This window comes from Stenotrophomonas sp. LMG 10879 (genome assembly GCF_002750935.1).
Taxonomy (GTDB): Bacteria; Pseudomonadota; Gammaproteobacteria; order Xanthomonadales; family Xanthomonadaceae; genus Stenotrophomonas; species Stenotrophomonas lactitubi_B.
Map to the genome: position 1 here is coordinate 131,521 of NZ_PEJT01000007.1, position 15,403 is coordinate 146,923.

General features: G+C 64.4%; 11 protein-coding genes. 6 read left to right on the forward strand and 5 right to left on the reverse strand.

Annotation, left to right across the window (positions count from 1 at the left end):
* Window positions 1-175: 175 nt before the first annotated feature.
* Window positions 176-3,112: an autotransporter outer membrane beta-barrel domain-containing protein gene (locus tag CR919_RS12695; RefSeq protein ID WP_243380129.1), complete on the reverse strand. Its 2,937-nt coding sequence runs from the start codon at window positions 3,110-3,112 to the stop codon at window positions 176-178.
* Window positions 3,113-3,241: 129 nt separating this feature from the next.
* Here CR919_RS12695 and CR919_RS21335 point away from each other — a divergent pair, with 129 nt between their 5' ends.
* From CR919_RS21335 to CR919_RS12720, 4 genes are all read left to right on the forward strand, one after another.
* Window positions 3,242-3,526: a hypothetical protein gene (locus tag CR919_RS21335; RefSeq protein ID WP_243380131.1), complete on the forward strand. Its 285-nt coding sequence runs from the start codon at window positions 3,242-3,244 to the stop codon at window positions 3,524-3,526.
* A 214-nt stretch (window positions 3,527-3,740) separates the two neighbouring features.
* Window positions 3,741-6,152, forward strand: coding sequence for an autotransporter outer membrane beta-barrel domain-containing protein (locus CR919_RS12700; RefSeq protein ID WP_099820311.1), 2,412 nt, complete (start codon window positions 3,741-3,743; stop codon window positions 6,150-6,152).
* Window positions 6,153-6,530: 378 nt separating this feature from the next.
* Window positions 6,531-7,079, forward strand: a complete 549-nt coding sequence (locus CR919_RS12705; RefSeq protein ID WP_099820312.1) for a hypothetical protein — start codon at window positions 6,531-6,533, stop codon at window positions 7,077-7,079.
* A 978-nt stretch (window positions 7,080-8,057) separates the two neighbouring features.
* The gene (locus CR919_RS12720) at window positions 8,058-8,471 is read left to right on the forward strand and encodes a hypothetical protein (protein ID WP_099820315.1); all 414 of its coding nucleotides are present in this window, start codon (window positions 8,058-8,060) and stop codon (window positions 8,469-8,471) included.
* 110 nt (window positions 8,472-8,581) lie between these two features.
* Here the strand turns inward: CR919_RS12720 and CR919_RS21340 are convergent, their stop codons facing one another.
* The 4 genes from CR919_RS21340 to CR919_RS12740 all read right to left on the reverse strand — a co-directional run bounded on the left by CR919_RS21340 (window position 8,582) and on the right by CR919_RS12740 (window position 13,627).
* Window positions 8,582-9,499 carry a fimbrial protein gene (locus tag CR919_RS21340; protein WP_243380133.1) on the reverse strand — a complete coding sequence of 306 codons (918 nt, stop codon included), beginning with the start codon at window positions 9,497-9,499 and terminating at the stop codon, window positions 8,582-8,584.
* Window positions 9,500-9,558: 59 nt separating this feature from the next.
* A complete protein-coding gene (locus CR919_RS12730) occupies window positions 9,559-10,068 on the reverse strand; it encodes a fimbrial protein (RefSeq protein WP_243380136.1) in 510 nt (169 codons plus the stop codon).
* Between the two features lie 38 nt (window positions 10,069-10,106).
* Window positions 10,107-12,521 carry a fimbria/pilus outer membrane usher protein gene (locus CR919_RS12735; protein WP_099820316.1) on the reverse strand — a complete coding sequence of 805 codons (2,415 nt, stop codon included), beginning with the start codon at window positions 12,519-12,521 and terminating at the stop codon, window positions 10,107-10,109.
* Window positions 12,522-12,868: 347 nt separating this feature from the next.
* The gene (locus tag CR919_RS12740; protein ID WP_243380152.1) at window positions 12,869-13,627 is read right to left on the reverse strand and encodes a fimbrial protein; all 759 of its coding nucleotides are present in this window, start codon (window positions 13,625-13,627) and stop codon (window positions 12,869-12,871) included.
* A 442-nt stretch (window positions 13,628-14,069) separates the two neighbouring features.
* Here CR919_RS12740 and CR919_RS12745 point away from each other — a divergent pair, with 442 nt between their 5' ends.
* Both CR919_RS12745 and CR919_RS12750 read left to right on the forward strand, forming a co-directional pair.
* Complete coding sequence (locus tag CR919_RS12745; RefSeq protein WP_099820317.1) at window positions 14,070-14,582, forward strand: fimbrial protein; 513 nt, start codon at window positions 14,070-14,072, stop codon at window positions 14,580-14,582.
* 60 nt (window positions 14,583-14,642) lie between these two features.
* The gene (locus CR919_RS12750) at window positions 14,643-15,365 is read left to right on the forward strand and encodes a fimbria/pilus periplasmic chaperone (RefSeq protein ID WP_099820318.1); all 723 of its coding nucleotides are present in this window, start codon (window positions 14,643-14,645) and stop codon (window positions 15,363-15,365) included.
* The last annotated feature ends 38 nt before the right edge of the window (window positions 15,366-15,403 follow it).

Genomic DNA, 15,403 nt, shown 5'->3' on the forward strand with positions numbered 1-15,403 from the left:
CGTCATGTGTAGCGCCGAGCCCACGCTCGGCCGCTCTCCGGTCAGATCACGAAGAACGCCGCGCTTCGCGCGGTGAGCCGAGCATGGGCTCGGCTCTACAGAGGTCCGCCCGCCGGAACGGTTGGGGTCGGAGCCCATTGCCTGCGCACTGGGATCCGACCCCGGCATTCGCCGCTTACCAGGCCATGCGCATGCCCACCTGGCCACCCACGTTGCGGTAACCATGGTCACCGCGCTGCACGGTCATGCCAGCCCACACGCCCCAGCGCTGGCCCAGCTTCAACTCGGCACCGGCCTGCACTTCATAGCGGTTGCGCGGCACATCCGCACCCAGCGTGTCACCGTTGAACTGCAACGTGCCGGTACCGCTGCTGCGCAGCCAGTTCACGCCCAGATAGAGCTGCACCACGTTACCGGCCACCGTGCTTCGGCCGAATGCGCGCACGCCCACCCGGCCGTCCAGGCCGCCTGCCTCACTGCCATCGACCACCGTACCGTTGCCTTCCACATGGCGGTCGGCCCGGAAATCCACGTAGGACAGCTGCAACTGCGGCTGCAGGTACAGCGCTGACGATGCACCCTGCCACGCGTTGAAGGTATAGCCACTTTCCAGCGAGGCACTGGTCATGCGCGCGTCGTAGTTCTCGCGCTCCAGCCCGACGCCGTGCACGCGGTTGTCGAAACGTCCGACCTGCACGTTGGCATCCACGTACGCCCCCTCATCCCCGCCGCCGCTCTGCAGCCAGGTGCCGTACACGCCCACGGCACTGCCGCGCACGCGGCCCTTGGCACCATAGCCGGTCAGCTGCGAAACCACGCTGCTGTCGGCGCGGCCATTGCCCAGCATCACACCGAACACCACGTCACCGCGACGCAGCAGGTCACTGCCGATCTGCAGCACCGACGTCGAGCCTTCCACGCTCAACTGGCCGCCCACCGCGCTGAAGTCAGCCTGCTGGCGGCCCACGCGCGCCCAGGCATTCCGCCCGTCGCCACTGCTCGGTGCACCAATCCGATCGCCCAGGCGATGGGCGAACATGTTCACCGCCGCCGACTGGTTGGCCAGATAAGCTCCGGCCTCCGGGCGCAGCACCGGCGGCGGCCGGATCGGATCGACCGGATCGATGCCCTCCCCACCTTCGCCGCCTTCGCCGCCTTCCCCACCTTCGCCCGGGTCTGGGCCCGGCCCCGGATTGACCGCGCAGCCCGGCGCCGCCGGGTCGTCCTCGCAGACATCGAACCACTGCGAGCGCAGGTACCAGTTTCCATCGGTCGGGTCGGTCATGCCGCCCTGGTACAGGAAGTACTCGTACGCACCACCCACCGCGCGCCCGGTCAGGGTGTAGCTTGCCAGCGATGCACCGTCCACCTCGATGAGCGGGATGCCATCCACGGTGGGCGCGCCCACACCGCCAATGTTGTTCACCGCAATCAAGGCATAACCGGAGGTATCGCCCCGCACATGCAGGTGGTCGATGGCCGAATCATCGCCGGCCAGTGCGCCCTGGAACACGAACGCCGCACCTTCGCTGTGCAGGTCGCCGTCCACGGTCAGCGTATTGAAGCGGCCACTGCCATCGGACAACGTCACCACACTGTCGCGCGCCTGCAGTTCACCGACAGTGGCGTCGCCGGTCAACGTCCACTGGCTGCCACCTTCCAGCGCCAGGGTCTGCACCAGAGTGGACGTACCTGCCCACAGGGCGCTGTCGGCCAACCGCACATGCACGTCCGACTGCGGCACCAGTCCGGCGTCCTCGTCCTCGGGGGTGATGACGATGTCGCCGAACAGCTGCGAACGTCCTTCCAGCGCCACATCGAAGCGCCCGGCTACGGCAGCATCCAATGCGAGGCCAATGCCATTGCCGCCCGATACCACCGCGCCGTTGCGCAAGGTCAGGCCCGGGTCACGGCTGCTGCGCAGCCACACGCCACCATGCTCGGCGCTGACCAGCGAGCCGCCGTTGATGGTCATGTGGCCGTTGTCGTTGATCACTGCCGCCCATGCACCCTTACCTTCGGTACGTACATGGGTGTTGATGAGCGTGACCTCTCCGGTGCCGCCGGCCAGCACGCCGTACGCATTGACTCCCGTGGTGCTGACCGCACTGTCGACCAGGTGCGCGCTTCCACCGAGGCGCGCGATCACACCACTGGAGCCATTGCCCACCGTTGAGATCTCGCTCGCCTCCACCTGCAGCTTCGGACGCGACCGGTTGTTGCCATCGGCATAGATGCCGTGCGCGCTCTGCCCATGCGTCCGCAGCGTGCTGTGCTGTATCTGCACCTCTCCTCCGCGAACATCCACGGCCAACCCCCGATCTCCACTGGCTTCCACATGCGAATTGCTCAGGTGCAGCGTGCTGCTGCCGGGAATCCAGATCGTGGTGCCGTTGCGGGTACTGAGCGAGCTGTTGGCGACCACACCCTGGTTGCCAGTGCCATTGAGATCCAGTGCGTGATACTCCGCGTGCACTTCGCTGTCGCGCAGATTCACCACGCCACCATTCATCACGCGGATGCCTTGGGTGGCGGCCAAGCGCGAGTTGTCGATGTTCAACTCGCCCCGCGAGGCTTCCACGGCGCGTCCGTGATCTCCAATGACCGTGATGCGGCTGTTGCTGATGTCGACTCTGCCCCCCAGGGAAACACCCGTGCCGGCGTCCCCCTCCAGTTCGATGTCCACATCGTTCAACTGCAGCGACGCGCCGATGTGCGCGGTTGCGCCGGTAAGGGTGTATCCAGTACCCGAGATGCGCGATGACACAACGTCCAGCTGCGCACCACCGGTGGCCAATGCACCGCGATGTGCAGCGCCATCCAGTTCGATCTGGCTACCCTGTATCCGCGCGATTCCGCCGTTGACATAGACGCCGTGCTGACCTTGTCCGCTCAGCTGCACATGGCTGTCCCGCATCTGCAGCGCGCCGCCGTTCATGTGGATGCCATCGCCACTGGAACGGATGCCCACACGATCCAGTACTGCGCTGGCGTCGTTGAGCAGAATCCCGCGCGCGCTGCGTCCGGTCGCGTCGATCTGGGTACCGACCGCGTGCACCGTGGCGCCGGCCGCCGCAGACAGCCCCGCCGCCGACTCCCCGTTTACCAGCACACTTCCCCCCTGCAGCGTGATGGTGCTGCCAGCACCCTCAGCATGAGCGGCGTGCGCCCCACGCCCCTCAGTTGACAGATTCACCTGTCCAGCAGGAGCAATACGACCGCCATTGATGGCGTAGAACGCATGACCGGACGGATCGCCCGGCACTACCGGCAACGTGGTGCGGTAATCGCCAGCAGGCGGAAACTGCTCATCACCATCGGCCACGACCTGTTGCGCGGTCGCGGGAAGACTGGTGAGTACAGCGATCGCGAGCGCAACGGCCAAGGCGCGACGGCGGGGAATGGTGTTCTGCAAGGGGAGGCTCCGTGTAAGGCGCCGCCATGCTGGAGCCTCACCCTCGCTGTCACCATCGAATACATTGCAAGGCAACTGCGGCGAAATGTCGCAGTGCTGGACGACACCTGAAGCGATGCCGGGTGTTGAGCACGCTTTGCAACTTTTTGCATGGGATGGCTGCGCGTTGGCGGTGACACTGCGGCCAACAAAGACACGTGCTATCGCTTTAAGTCCCTATCCTCACGGGATTTTCACGGCAACGGGGGCTATACGGCTCCTGACCTGAATACGCTTGGGCCGTTGTGGTGGCGCGTGTCTCCCTCCCTGACACAAGGATTCATCCATGAAGCTCGCCGCCGATACCCGTTCAACCTGCGGGCCCACCGTGCGCCCCCTCCTCCGCAGCCTGCTGGTCGCGCTGGCAACCCTGCCCGCAGCCACTGTGATGGCGGGCGATCTTGATGGTCAGACCGCGGAAGTCGTCGCCGGCGATGCGATCGAGGCGTGGCGATTGATTAATGGTTCACGCCTGAGCGTCAACGGTGGCCAGACCGAACAGATTCAGGCGGACGACACCTCGCAGGTCTTTCTGGACAATGCGCAGGTAACCCGCTCTGGCAACCAGACCGCCGCCATCCAGCTGTGGGAACAATCCTCGCTCGACGCCAATGCGTCCAGGATCAACGGTGAAGTGGTGCTGAGAGGCGGCAGCACCTCGCTTACCCTCAAGAACAGCGTCATTCGCGTGACGGCCGCAGAGTTGGATGCGGGCGCTCAAGCATCGGTGGGAATCGGTCTGTCTCAGGGAATCGACATCAGTACGAGAGACACCCCTTATGCCTTGGTCGACAACACCTCCATCTACGTGGACGATGTCGCTGCGCCCGCTCGCCCCCACCTCAGCGGGCTCGGGGTGCGTCTGTTGGTGGGCCAGATGGACATCGTCAACGGCTCCCATGTCACTGCCGCCAACGCGGGCGCCGTGCTGTGGGGCGAGCGAAATGGCGACGGTCTGCTGCGCCTGCATGTCAACAATTCCACCCTGCAGTCCGGTCGAGGTGCCGCCATCTGGGTGATGCCCAGGTTCGACAACACCTACGACATTGCCGCGCTCAATGGCAGCCACCTGATTGCAGGTGATGGCAACCTGCTATTGGTCAGTGCAGCTGGCGTTGCGTCCAACGGGCGTACAGACGTGGACTTCACGGTCGATGATTCGCGCCTGATCGGCAACGTCAGCTTCGACCCAACTACGGTGACCAACGGTACGTTGGATGTTGCCCTGCGCAACAGCGCACAGATCGATGGCCGTTTCATCAACGTCACCAGCGCCACCATCGACACCGATAGCGCCTGGCTGATGACCGGCGACAGCAACGTCGGCCACCTCACCCTGGGCAGCACCGGTACCGTGGCGCTGGGCGATGGCAGCCGCTTCAACACCCTCAGCGTGGATACCTTCACCGGCAATGGCGGCACGCTGGCCTTCAACACTGTGCTGGGCGATGACAACTCGGCCACCGACAAGCTGATCATCGCCGGCGATGCCAACGGCCAGGCCAACGTGCGCGTGCACAACGCAGGCGGGTCTGGCGCGAAGACCGACAAGGGCATCGAACTGATCCGCGTGGGCGGTGCATCCAACGCGCAGTTCGACCTGCAGGGTCGCGCGGTTGGCGGCCAGTACGAGTACTTCCTGTTCAAGGATGCGACCAACGGCGGCTGGTACCTGCGTTCGGAACTGGCGACCACGCCGGACCCGTGCCTGGCCGACCCAACCCTGCCGCAGTGCAAGCCGATCGTCGATCCGATCGACCCGATCGATCCGATCACCCCGATCCCGGTGCTGCGTCCAGAAGCGGGCGCCTACCTGGCCAACCAGTTCGCCATGGACCAGCTGCTGCGTCATGGCTGGCGTGACCGCCAGGGCGGCGCCGCTGCGGCCGATGGCGTCCGTGGCTGGGCCCGTGTTGACGCTACGCAGAGCAAGCTGGGTGCAGTGGATGACCAGTTGGACCTGCGCGTGGACCGCTCGCGCCTGCAGCTGGGTGCGGACGTGGGTGTGTTCGACAACGGACAGGGCCGCGTGGGCGTGATGGGTACCGTCGCGCAGTCCAGTGCAACTTCGCGTTCACAGCTGACCGGCTACAGCGCGCGCGGCAAGGTGGAAGGCGGCGCACTGGGCGTGTACGGCAACTGGAACAGCGATGCGTTGTATGTGGATGCCAGCGTGCAGCGTGGCCAGTTCCGCAACCGTGTACAGGGCGAAGGCCTGGCTGTAGAGCGCTACGACTCGGATCTGTGGCAGTCGTCGCTGGAAGCCGGTTACCGCATCGGCATTGGTGTAATCGGCAGCACCGCGCTGAGCCTGCAGCCGGAGCTGCAGCTGGTCTACACCGACGCCAATACCGATCGCCACGAAGAAGGCAACGGCACCGTGGTGCGCAGCCTGGGCGACAGTGGTCTGTCTGGCCGTGTTGGCCTGCGCCTGCAGGGTGATGGCCACAGCGCTGCCGGCGCCTCGGTCAGCCCCTACGTGGTGGCCAACTGGTACAGCGATGGCGCCAGCAACGGCATGGCCTTTGACGATGAAGCGTTGAAGGCCAGCGTGCCGCGCAACCGCTACGAGCTGAATGCCGGTGCACGCGTGGATTTCCGTTCGGGCCTGAGTGCCTGGGGTGGCTTCGGCGTGATGCGCGGCGATCATGGTTATCGCGAAGCGACTGCCAACCTGTCGGTGGCGTACACCTGGTAATGAAACGAAAACGGCGCCGGAGCAATCCGGCGCCGTTCTTGTATCTCATCACCGGACTTGGATTGAAAGGCCCTCAGGCAATCTTCTGCCGACGGCGAGCCATGCTTTCCTTAATGATCCCACGACGTCAACGTTTCGCCCGTAGCGATCCTCCCCGACGCGTGAAAGAGGCCATAACTCTTTGCCCGCCTCCTGGAATGCCCACGATTCAACCGCGACAACAACCCGCTGTCGCTGTTGACCTTGAGCGCCGCACGTCTTCGCTCATAGACTCCCGGCCCACTGGATGCCGGAGCGCAGAGTCGTGCATCACAGCACCCTTTTGTCCATCTGACCACGCCAGGCTTCAGCCATCTTCCCTAGCCATTGGTACCTCACATGAAATGCGCGATCAGCCTACTCCTGCTCCTATCCATTGGCCTTCTTACGGCATGCGATGCCCGCCCACATACGCGCGGCTACATTTATCCAAATGACCGCTATCTGGAGGAAAACGTAGCGAAGTGGAACAGCACGGTCGGCACGGTGAACACGTGGAAAGACGGCCCATGGGCGGAGGAGTTCCATGAAGCAATTGATAACGGGGATGACCTCTCCAAGTTTCGCTTTCGACTGCAGAATGCACACAAGGACGTCGTCGAGAGGCGCACAGCTGCAGAACGCATGACACATCGCTCCGAGGCAGCTGATCTGCACCAGCATCTGCTCACATCACTGCATAGCGTCGAAGACATGTTCTCGATCATGGTGACCATGGCAGAGCTTCCAGAAGGCTACACCACTGAACAATCCGCATCGATTCTTGCTCGTTTGGAACCCGCCATCGAGCGCATGGATGCAGATCTACAGAAGCTGAGTGACGCCCAAGACGCCTTTGCCAAGTCAGAGAAAATCGAGCTTACGACAAGCGACCCCACCAGTCGCTAGATCCGATTCGTCAGCCGACGCGAAGTACTGAAGACGGGTCAACTTGCAACTTGTTGTATCGCACACACCAGACAGGCTCGATACGCTCGGCGACCGGCCCATCATCCAATCTCAATATGATCAGTCTTGCACTACGTCCCTTCCGTCTTTTCGCCCGTTTCAAAGGGCGATCATCACGACGCGAGTTCTGGCTCTTCTTCCTTCTTCAGGTCATGGTTAGCGTGTCGATCATCGCTATCGCCGCATACACCTCCCGCCGACTTCCGCCTGCGCCCTTGGGAGAAGGCATGCGATTGAACGACCTGCTTGCATACGTTTGGTTTGGCTACATCGTTCTCAGCCTCGTCCCGTTCTACGCGCTTGTCGCACGCAGATTTCGGGATCTCGGGCAATCTGGGTGGATGTGCCTTACGTTGATGATCCCTGCACTCGGACCCGCCTTTGTACTGCTTCAAATGCTTCGCCCTGGCCAGGAAGGCGACAACCTCTATGGACCTGCGCCGGGCTGTTGAGTTGAGAGCCTTTGGCACGCTGCGCGATGCCGATGCGACCATCGAGCACTGAATGCCCCTTCTGCCTGATAGGAGTTAAGGACGCTGCGCGAATGCTGACGCAATCGCCTCACTCTGCATGGCCTCGCTGCGTGTACATCCAGATTGAAACAATTTTGAATTTGAAACTTGTCTGATTGGTATCACAGCGCTTCCGTGCACATCATGATGCGCCACCGACAACGGGTGGCACGGGCTTGCAATCCCGTTTGGCAACTCTGTTGTTTACGCTTGCCTGTCGGCGTCGCCCCTTCCTTGTTGGGCGGCGTCGGCAGGCAATCCGTCCGTGCCCTATGGCGGGCGGTGCGTGGGGGCCTCGTGCCCGCCGGCGTTTCGCAGAGTCGCCACCGGTATTGCAACCACGCACCGTCCGCCGCCCTCGCCCAGTGCGAGGGCGGCCCCTTGCTTCGCACTCAAGGACGCCGCCATGACTTCTTCGCTCTATCCCTACCTCTTCGCCACCCTCGGCGATGCCGTCGAACGCCTGCCGGATGACCTGGCAAAAGCACTGGAAACCACCTTGGGCAGCACGATGGGCGCCCACGCTGACGAAGGCATCACCCTGCTCGGCTGCCTGCAGCGCATTCGCCACGTGGAAGCCGCCGACGGGCGACCTTGGCCCTGGAAAGCCCGCAATCAGGGTCATGGCATCGCGATGGCCCGCCTCGACCGCGCCAATGCCGGGCTGACACTGCTGCTGGAACTGCTGCACGCCATCGAGCGCGTGCGCGTGGATGGCGATGAGGATCAGCAGGTGGGCGATGACGTGCGCGAGGGGTTGCTGCTGGCCTGCCGTGGGCTGGCCGAGTATGTGGATGTGCAGTTGCGGGAAGCCGTGTAACGCCGAGCCATGCTCGGCTGCTATTCATCATGGCTTTTGGAATGCCGGCGAGCCATGTATGCAGACGAGCATGCGGCTCGACGCTGCAGCCGCAGATCAGGCGCGTTCCATTACCAGTAGTCCACGTTCAATACAGCCTCGCCTTTGATCAACCCAGGCTTCAAGTCGTCCGCCAGCCGAATGTATCGCGCCGTGTAGTCGAACGTATGCACGCCACCTCCACCGGGGTTGAAGAACCAGGGCCTACCCAACTGGACCTCGCTTCCACCGCTCAACAGCTGCACAGCCACACCCTTCGCTGTGGAATCCGACGTCGGGGTGAGCACACTTCCGGCATTGCTGGAGTCATGCGTATCCGTCAGTACGATATCCGCGCGCGGAATCACAACACCGCAGTCCATCAAGAGCGACACCGACTTCTCCCGCGCGGTGTCGCCAGGATCACGCAGTTCGGCGATCGACACATCCTGCAGCACTTCCGAAACATCCTGCATGCGGCAGGTCGTCGGCGGGAAACGCATATCGATGCTGATCGGCACGGCACCCACCAGCGACGGGAACAGCGGCGCACTCAACTGCATTGATACGTTGGTCTGGAAATCCTCCATCCTGCTGCCCCGGCTGAGTACGAACAGCATTGGAACCGCATTTCTTGGGCCAGCCCCAAAATGGATGGCGTTTGGACCAAGGCGCAAAGGGCGGAGGGTATCTCCGAAGAATCCAAACCCTATCAACGCCGAGTTTGGGCCGGTCTCGTAGAGAGGCAAGCGTCCCTCCACCGGCCAGGCGGTGAAATCGAAATCCATGACCCAGCGCAGATCCGCTCCTTGCAGGTCTACCGTCAATTCGAGCGGGGCTGTGTTGGGACATCCATTGAAGGACACATTCGTGCCTTCGTCCCAGATCATGCGGATGGTGTCGGAGTAGCCCGGCCTGTCACGGTCAACGATGATCGGCGCCTGCACCGTGGCGGTGCAGGCCTGCGCCATTCCTGCAACGGCCATCACCCCCACTACCGCCGAGATCATTCTTGTCAAACAGCGGTGGCCGCCACGCGGTTGCACACGATGGGCATCCACATGCGCTATCACTCGTAATCCGCCGTCACCACGATTTCAGTCTGCACCGCACCTGCGCTCACCCCCGCCACGGCCGGCAGGTAGTAGCCGGCCCGCAGCGGGTAACTGGCCGTCGCACCACTCACCACGACCTCGATGCCGGTGTCACCGTTCTTCAGATAGGTACTGCCTGAAGCACCGGCCAGCAACGCGACCGAAACACCATCGGCCGGATCGGCGGCAGCGGTGTTCTTCCAGCGTTCGGCGTCGCTATCGGCCGCAGTACCTGCGAAAGACAGCGTGGCCTTGCCCACGCCCACGCAGCCGGTGAAGTCCAGGCTGCCGGCTTTGAGCTTGTTGTCGCCCTGCACCAGCTCATCGGCCTTGATCGGATCGAGTGCGATGGCCGGAGCCGCCAACGTACAGGTGCCCGGCAGCACACGGCCGGTGATGGTGAGTGTGGCCTGGTCGGCGAATGCGGTCGAAGCGCCCATGCACAGCGCAGCGGCAGTTGCCAGCTGAAGGAAGGAACGGGACATGCGGAAACTCCTGTGAGCGATGAAAGGGAAAACGGGAATCACGGAGCGGTGCGCTCGGCCGCTTCTGGCGCGCCCACCTGCAGGCTCTCCGGCGGCTGCGGCTGCGGCACGCACACGGCCTGGCTCCACGACAGCCCGTAGGCGTCCGGCGCATCGGGCATGCGGTAGTCGATGCGGCAGCGTCGCTTGCCATCGGGGTCGACGATCAACGCGCCACTGTCCTGTGCACCCCGCAGCTGGATCACCCCGCCCTGCCCCACTGCGCCGGCCGGCGTGCCGTCTTCGGTCTGCACCACGGCCGCAAACGGCAGCGGCTGGCCCAGCGCGTCGGTGGCGTCGATGAACAGCGTGCGCTCGCGGCGCACCTGGAACGGCACGCGCACGATGCCACCGGCGGTGGGCGCCACGCGCTGTGAGGTCTGCAGCAGCTCCACCTCGATCGGCAGGCCCGAGGGGTCCAGGTCAATGGTGTTCCAGCGATAGGGGCTGATGTGCGGCAGCAGCGCATAGCCGTTGCGCGCCACGCGCAGGTCGGTACTGCTGCCGATGCGTGCCCCCTGCGCACCCGGCGCCTGCACCAGCGCGAAGCCCTCGCCCACCGGTGCGCCCAGGTTGAGACCACCGCCATGCAACACCACGCTGCCGGAAGCACCCAGCGACAGGCTGCGGTAGTCGCCGCTGCGGCTGTAGCCGGCATTGAGATTGCCACCGCTGCCCTGCCAGGCGGCATAGGCACTGTGGCTGCTCTGTCCGTTGCCCTGTGCACCGGACAGGCTGTAGCTGAGCGCACGTGACTCACCCAGGCTGCCGCTGATGCCCAGCTGCGACTGCCGCCCACTGTCGGCCTGGCTGAGCTGGGTGCTGGCACGCGGCGCGTTGGCACTGCGGCCCAGCGGCACGCTGAGGGTGAACGCGTAGCGGGTGTCCTGGCGCCCATCGCCCAACCGATAGCGCAGGGCGGACACGCCATAGTTGACCCGCCCCAGCGTGCTCTGGAAGCCCAGCTGGAAATCGTTGCGGCGTCGGGCACTGTCCCAGTACGCCACGTGGCCGCCGCTGAGATACAGGTTGCTGCGCTGCCCCACCTTCTGCGAGAAGTTCACCTGGTAGCGCTGGCGGGCGCGCTGGCCGTAACCCCAGTCGTCGTTCTGCGCACGTGCCACGTCGTTGAGGCTGAGGAACCCGCGCGTACTGTAGCGGTACGCGGCCAGGCCGAAGTTGGTGCCGGTGCTGGCCACGTAGCGCTGGTAGTTCAGGCGGAAGCTGTTGCCGGTGACCGTCTCGCTACCGCGCAGGCGGGCGCGCGAGTGGGTGACATCGGCACCGAACGCACCGATGGCCGTGTTGACCGCGGCACCGGCGAGCAGCGCGCGATAGTCCTCGCCCAGCTGCGCGCCACCCAGCACGGTGAGCCGATTGTTGACGCCGCGCGCATAGGTGCCTTCGGTGAAGCGCAGCGTCTGCAGCGTGTTACCGGTGTCGCGCAGCTCACCGGCGGTGACCGCGAAGCGCGACGACCCGGCGCGCAACGCCTGCGGCACGGCGGAGAAGTTGACGCTGAAGCGCTGCACGCGGCCATCGGCTTCGGTGACGCTGACGTCCAGGTCGCCGCCAAAGTTGGTGGGGTACAGATCCTCGATGGAGAACGGACCGGGCGCCACGTTGCTCTCGTGGATGATGTTGCCGTTCTGGCGGATGGTGACCACCGCGTTGCCTTCGGCGATGCCCTGCACCACCGGTGCATAGCCACGCAGCGAGTCGGGCAGCATGCGTTCGTCGCTGGCCACACGCACGCCGGTGAACGGCACGCTCTCAAACAGCTCGCCACCCGTGTTGCCCTGGCCCAGCAGCAGCTGGCTGTTCCAGCGCGGAATGTCGCGCTGCAGATGGCTGCTGATGACGTCGTGGCGGCTGCCTTGGCTGCCCTGGGTGAACGATGCGCGGTGGCGCAGGCGCCAAGCGCCGAGGTTCAGGCCCGCCTGCATGCCGAGGTAGCTACTGTCTCTGCCCTGGCTGCGGTAATGGTTGGCGCTGTAATCGATGAAGGCAGCGGTGATGCCGTCGTCGCGCAGTTCCGGCGCCACGAAGCCGCGCGCGGCGATGGCTTGCGCCGCTTGCGGAATGCTGAGGGACAACTGTAGTTCGCCGCTGTCGAAGGTGGTGCTGGCGCCCTCCACCAGCGCTGGCAGATCCACGCAGGTGTTTTCCTCGGCCGGCAGTGCCTCCAGGAACGCAGGCTTCAACGGCAACCCGCGCACCAGCACGGGTGACAGGCAGGCCACGGCAATCTGCGGATCGTCTTCGATGACGAAACGGATGTCCTGGCTGCGCAAGTACTCGCCGTTCACGTGCACGTCCACCGCGTAGTCGCCGGCCGGCAACGGATTGCCGTTGGCGTAGCGCGCCATGTCGATGGCTTCGCCGCCGATCAGGAAGCCTTCGCTGAATTCCATGGCGCCCGCGGGCGTTGCCGTTGCCAATGCAGGTGCGCTGGCCAGCAGGGCGCAGGTGATTGCCTGGGCAAGACAGTGGATGGGGAACGTGGCACGGCGGGGCGCTGCAGGGTTCGCGGTGGGCGACTTCATCGAGGACGATAGCCGGTGCCGAAGCAGCGGCATGAGGAAGGGGAACCGCAGGCTAGAGGCTGCAGCACATGCTCCCCATCCAAAAAGTTGCAGATCGCGTCGGACATCGTCGCATTGCAACTCGTTCGATGTGCGAGCCCCACGGAGCCGACGACACTGTGGGCACTTGCACAGTACAAGCAACGGGCATGTACCCTGCACCACGGCGTCGTTCGTCATCGGTAGTCGGCGGTGAGCACCGCCTCCCCTTTCACCAGTCCTGGCACCAGCGGATCGACCGTGCGCAGATAGCGCGCACTGAACGGGATGGCCTGCTGGCCCTTGCTGGACCAGCCGTGCGGCCACGCCTGGCCGAACTGCACCGGCTGGCCACCGCGCAGCAGCTGCACCTGCACACCGCCGGCGGTAGCGCCGGGAGCGGGTGCGAGCTGGCCGTTGCTGCTGCCTGGGCCATTCGCGTCGGCCAGCGACAGCTGCACGTCGATGTTGTCCATCGGGCAGTTCATCGCGACGTCGAAGCTGGATTCCTTCGCGTTGCTGCCGCTGGCGGCGAGCTCGTTGGCGACAACGTCGTCGAGGGTGTGGGAAGCGTTGGCGAGGGCGCAGGTGACGGGGGGGACCGTGAACTCCACCGTGAAGGAATGCCGGAATGGATTGGCCGGATTACTTGCCGGCCATGTCTCTACCGTACCCAGGAATGAGCGAGGCACGCTCTCCATCGCGCCACCGCGGAAGAAGATCCGCAGCTGTATGTAGTGCTCGATTGTCGATGCCGAGGTGAGCGACGTGCCTGGATTCCGGTTGAGCATTCCGTTGCGCAATGGAATGGACGAGAGAGAGCCTCCGGAACCACTGGAACCGCGCACGCCGTGCAGGAAGATCACCAACGGCGAGCGTGGACCCAGACTGTAAGCGGGAACTGACTGCCCAGCGTAGGAAATATCACGCTCATAGGCGAGCCCCGAGAGGTTCATGCTCACCAGGAACTCCTCCTGTCCGGGCGGACACTGGTAGGAATCTGGGAGCGTTGCACCCCCTCCAGCAAAGTGCTGATCGGGCCGATCAAGGTTGGGAACCGTCCGGACAAGCTCATCGACCCGATCGTCGAGCAAGAGTCGAACACACGCGGCGGCGGTTCCAGCGGTGATTCCGAGCAGCATTGTTGCTGAAGCCAATACCCGAAGCCCTGCTGAAAGGGAAGGCGGAGTCCACACGGCGATTCCTTCGGCAACCAGTCAAGGCGACGCAGTCTATGCAGCGCCACGTCCGCATCCCATGGGATTAATTGCAATTGGCGAACATCAACGCGCTTTTGCAACTAATTTCATTCCGCAGCTGGAGGCACGCATCGAAACTGGCCACGCTGCCTGCCCTGGGCGGTCATTGCGTGTCTTCATTCCACTAACGAGAACTGTCATGTCCCTGACGCTCCGTCTGCTGTCCCTTTCCATCCTCGCCGTTGCGGCGCCCTCGGTGTCCGCCGAATCGCTGGAAATCACCGGTGAACTGACGACCTCCACCTGTTCGGTGGGCTCCACCGGCGGCACCATCACCGTGCCGATGGGCAAGGTCGATCTGGCCTCGGTCAACGCCAGTGCCCGCGCCGGCCAGAAGAACTTCACCATCGCCCTGGACTGCTCCGGCTCGGGTGCGTCGCAGGACGTAGGTGTGCGCTTCGGCGGCACGCCCGACGGCAGCACCGGCAATCTGGCACTGACCGCAGCCTCGACCGCCACCAACGTGGGCGTGGCGTTGTATGACGCCGTCGGCAACCAGCAGAAGATCGGCGAGGACCCGGCCGTGTGGGTGACCATCGCCGCCGGTGGCAGCGGCCAGCTGGACTACAGCGCGTGGTACGCCTCGCCGGCTACCAATGCCACCGCTGGCACCGCCAATGCCTCGGGCGACTTCGTGGTGCTCTACAAGTAATCCGCTTCCGGCAGGCCAGCACCACGCTGTGCTGGCCTGCACCTTTCAATGAGGTTGACCATGAAACTCCGCGCCATGACGTGGGTATGCGCGCTTCTGGCCGTGTCGGTGGCGCTGCCGGCATCGGCTGCGGTGACACTGCAGGGCACGCGCATCGTGCACGACGCCAGCAAGGGCCGCGACGTAACGGTCAAGGCCAGCAACGTGGGTGAATTGCCGGCGATGACCCAGGTCTGGATCGACGACGGCGACAGCCAATCGCGCCCGGAGAACGTACGCACGCCGTTCCGGCTGACACCGGCCGAGCCACGCCTGCTGCAGCCGAAGCAGGGCCAGGCATATCGCGTCACCTATGCACCGCGCCCGTCGGAGGCACCGCTGCCAACCGATCGCGAATCGGTGTTCTATTTCAATCTGCTGGACATTCCGCCCAAGCCCAGCGATGCCAGTGGCAAGAACCTGTTGCAGTTCGCAGTGCGTACGCGGGTGAAGCTGTTCCATCGCCCCGCCGGGCTGCCGGGCAATGCACGCGACGCAGCGGCCACGCTGCAGTGGTCTGCCGATGGTGATGCGCTGCAGGTGCGCAACCCGAGTGCGTACCACGTGACGCTGAGCCGACTGACGCTGCCGGATGGTCGCCAGATCGAGGTGGACATGCTGGCTCCGGGGACCCAGCAGACGTTGTTGCTGCCCGCTGGCAGCACGATGCCGGCTTCGGTGACGTTCCAGTGGCTGGACGACTACGGCACCCCGCGCGACCTGGATGCGAAGGTGTCTTCATGATGCGGGCGTACGCGGTCCACGGCCACATGTTTGATACG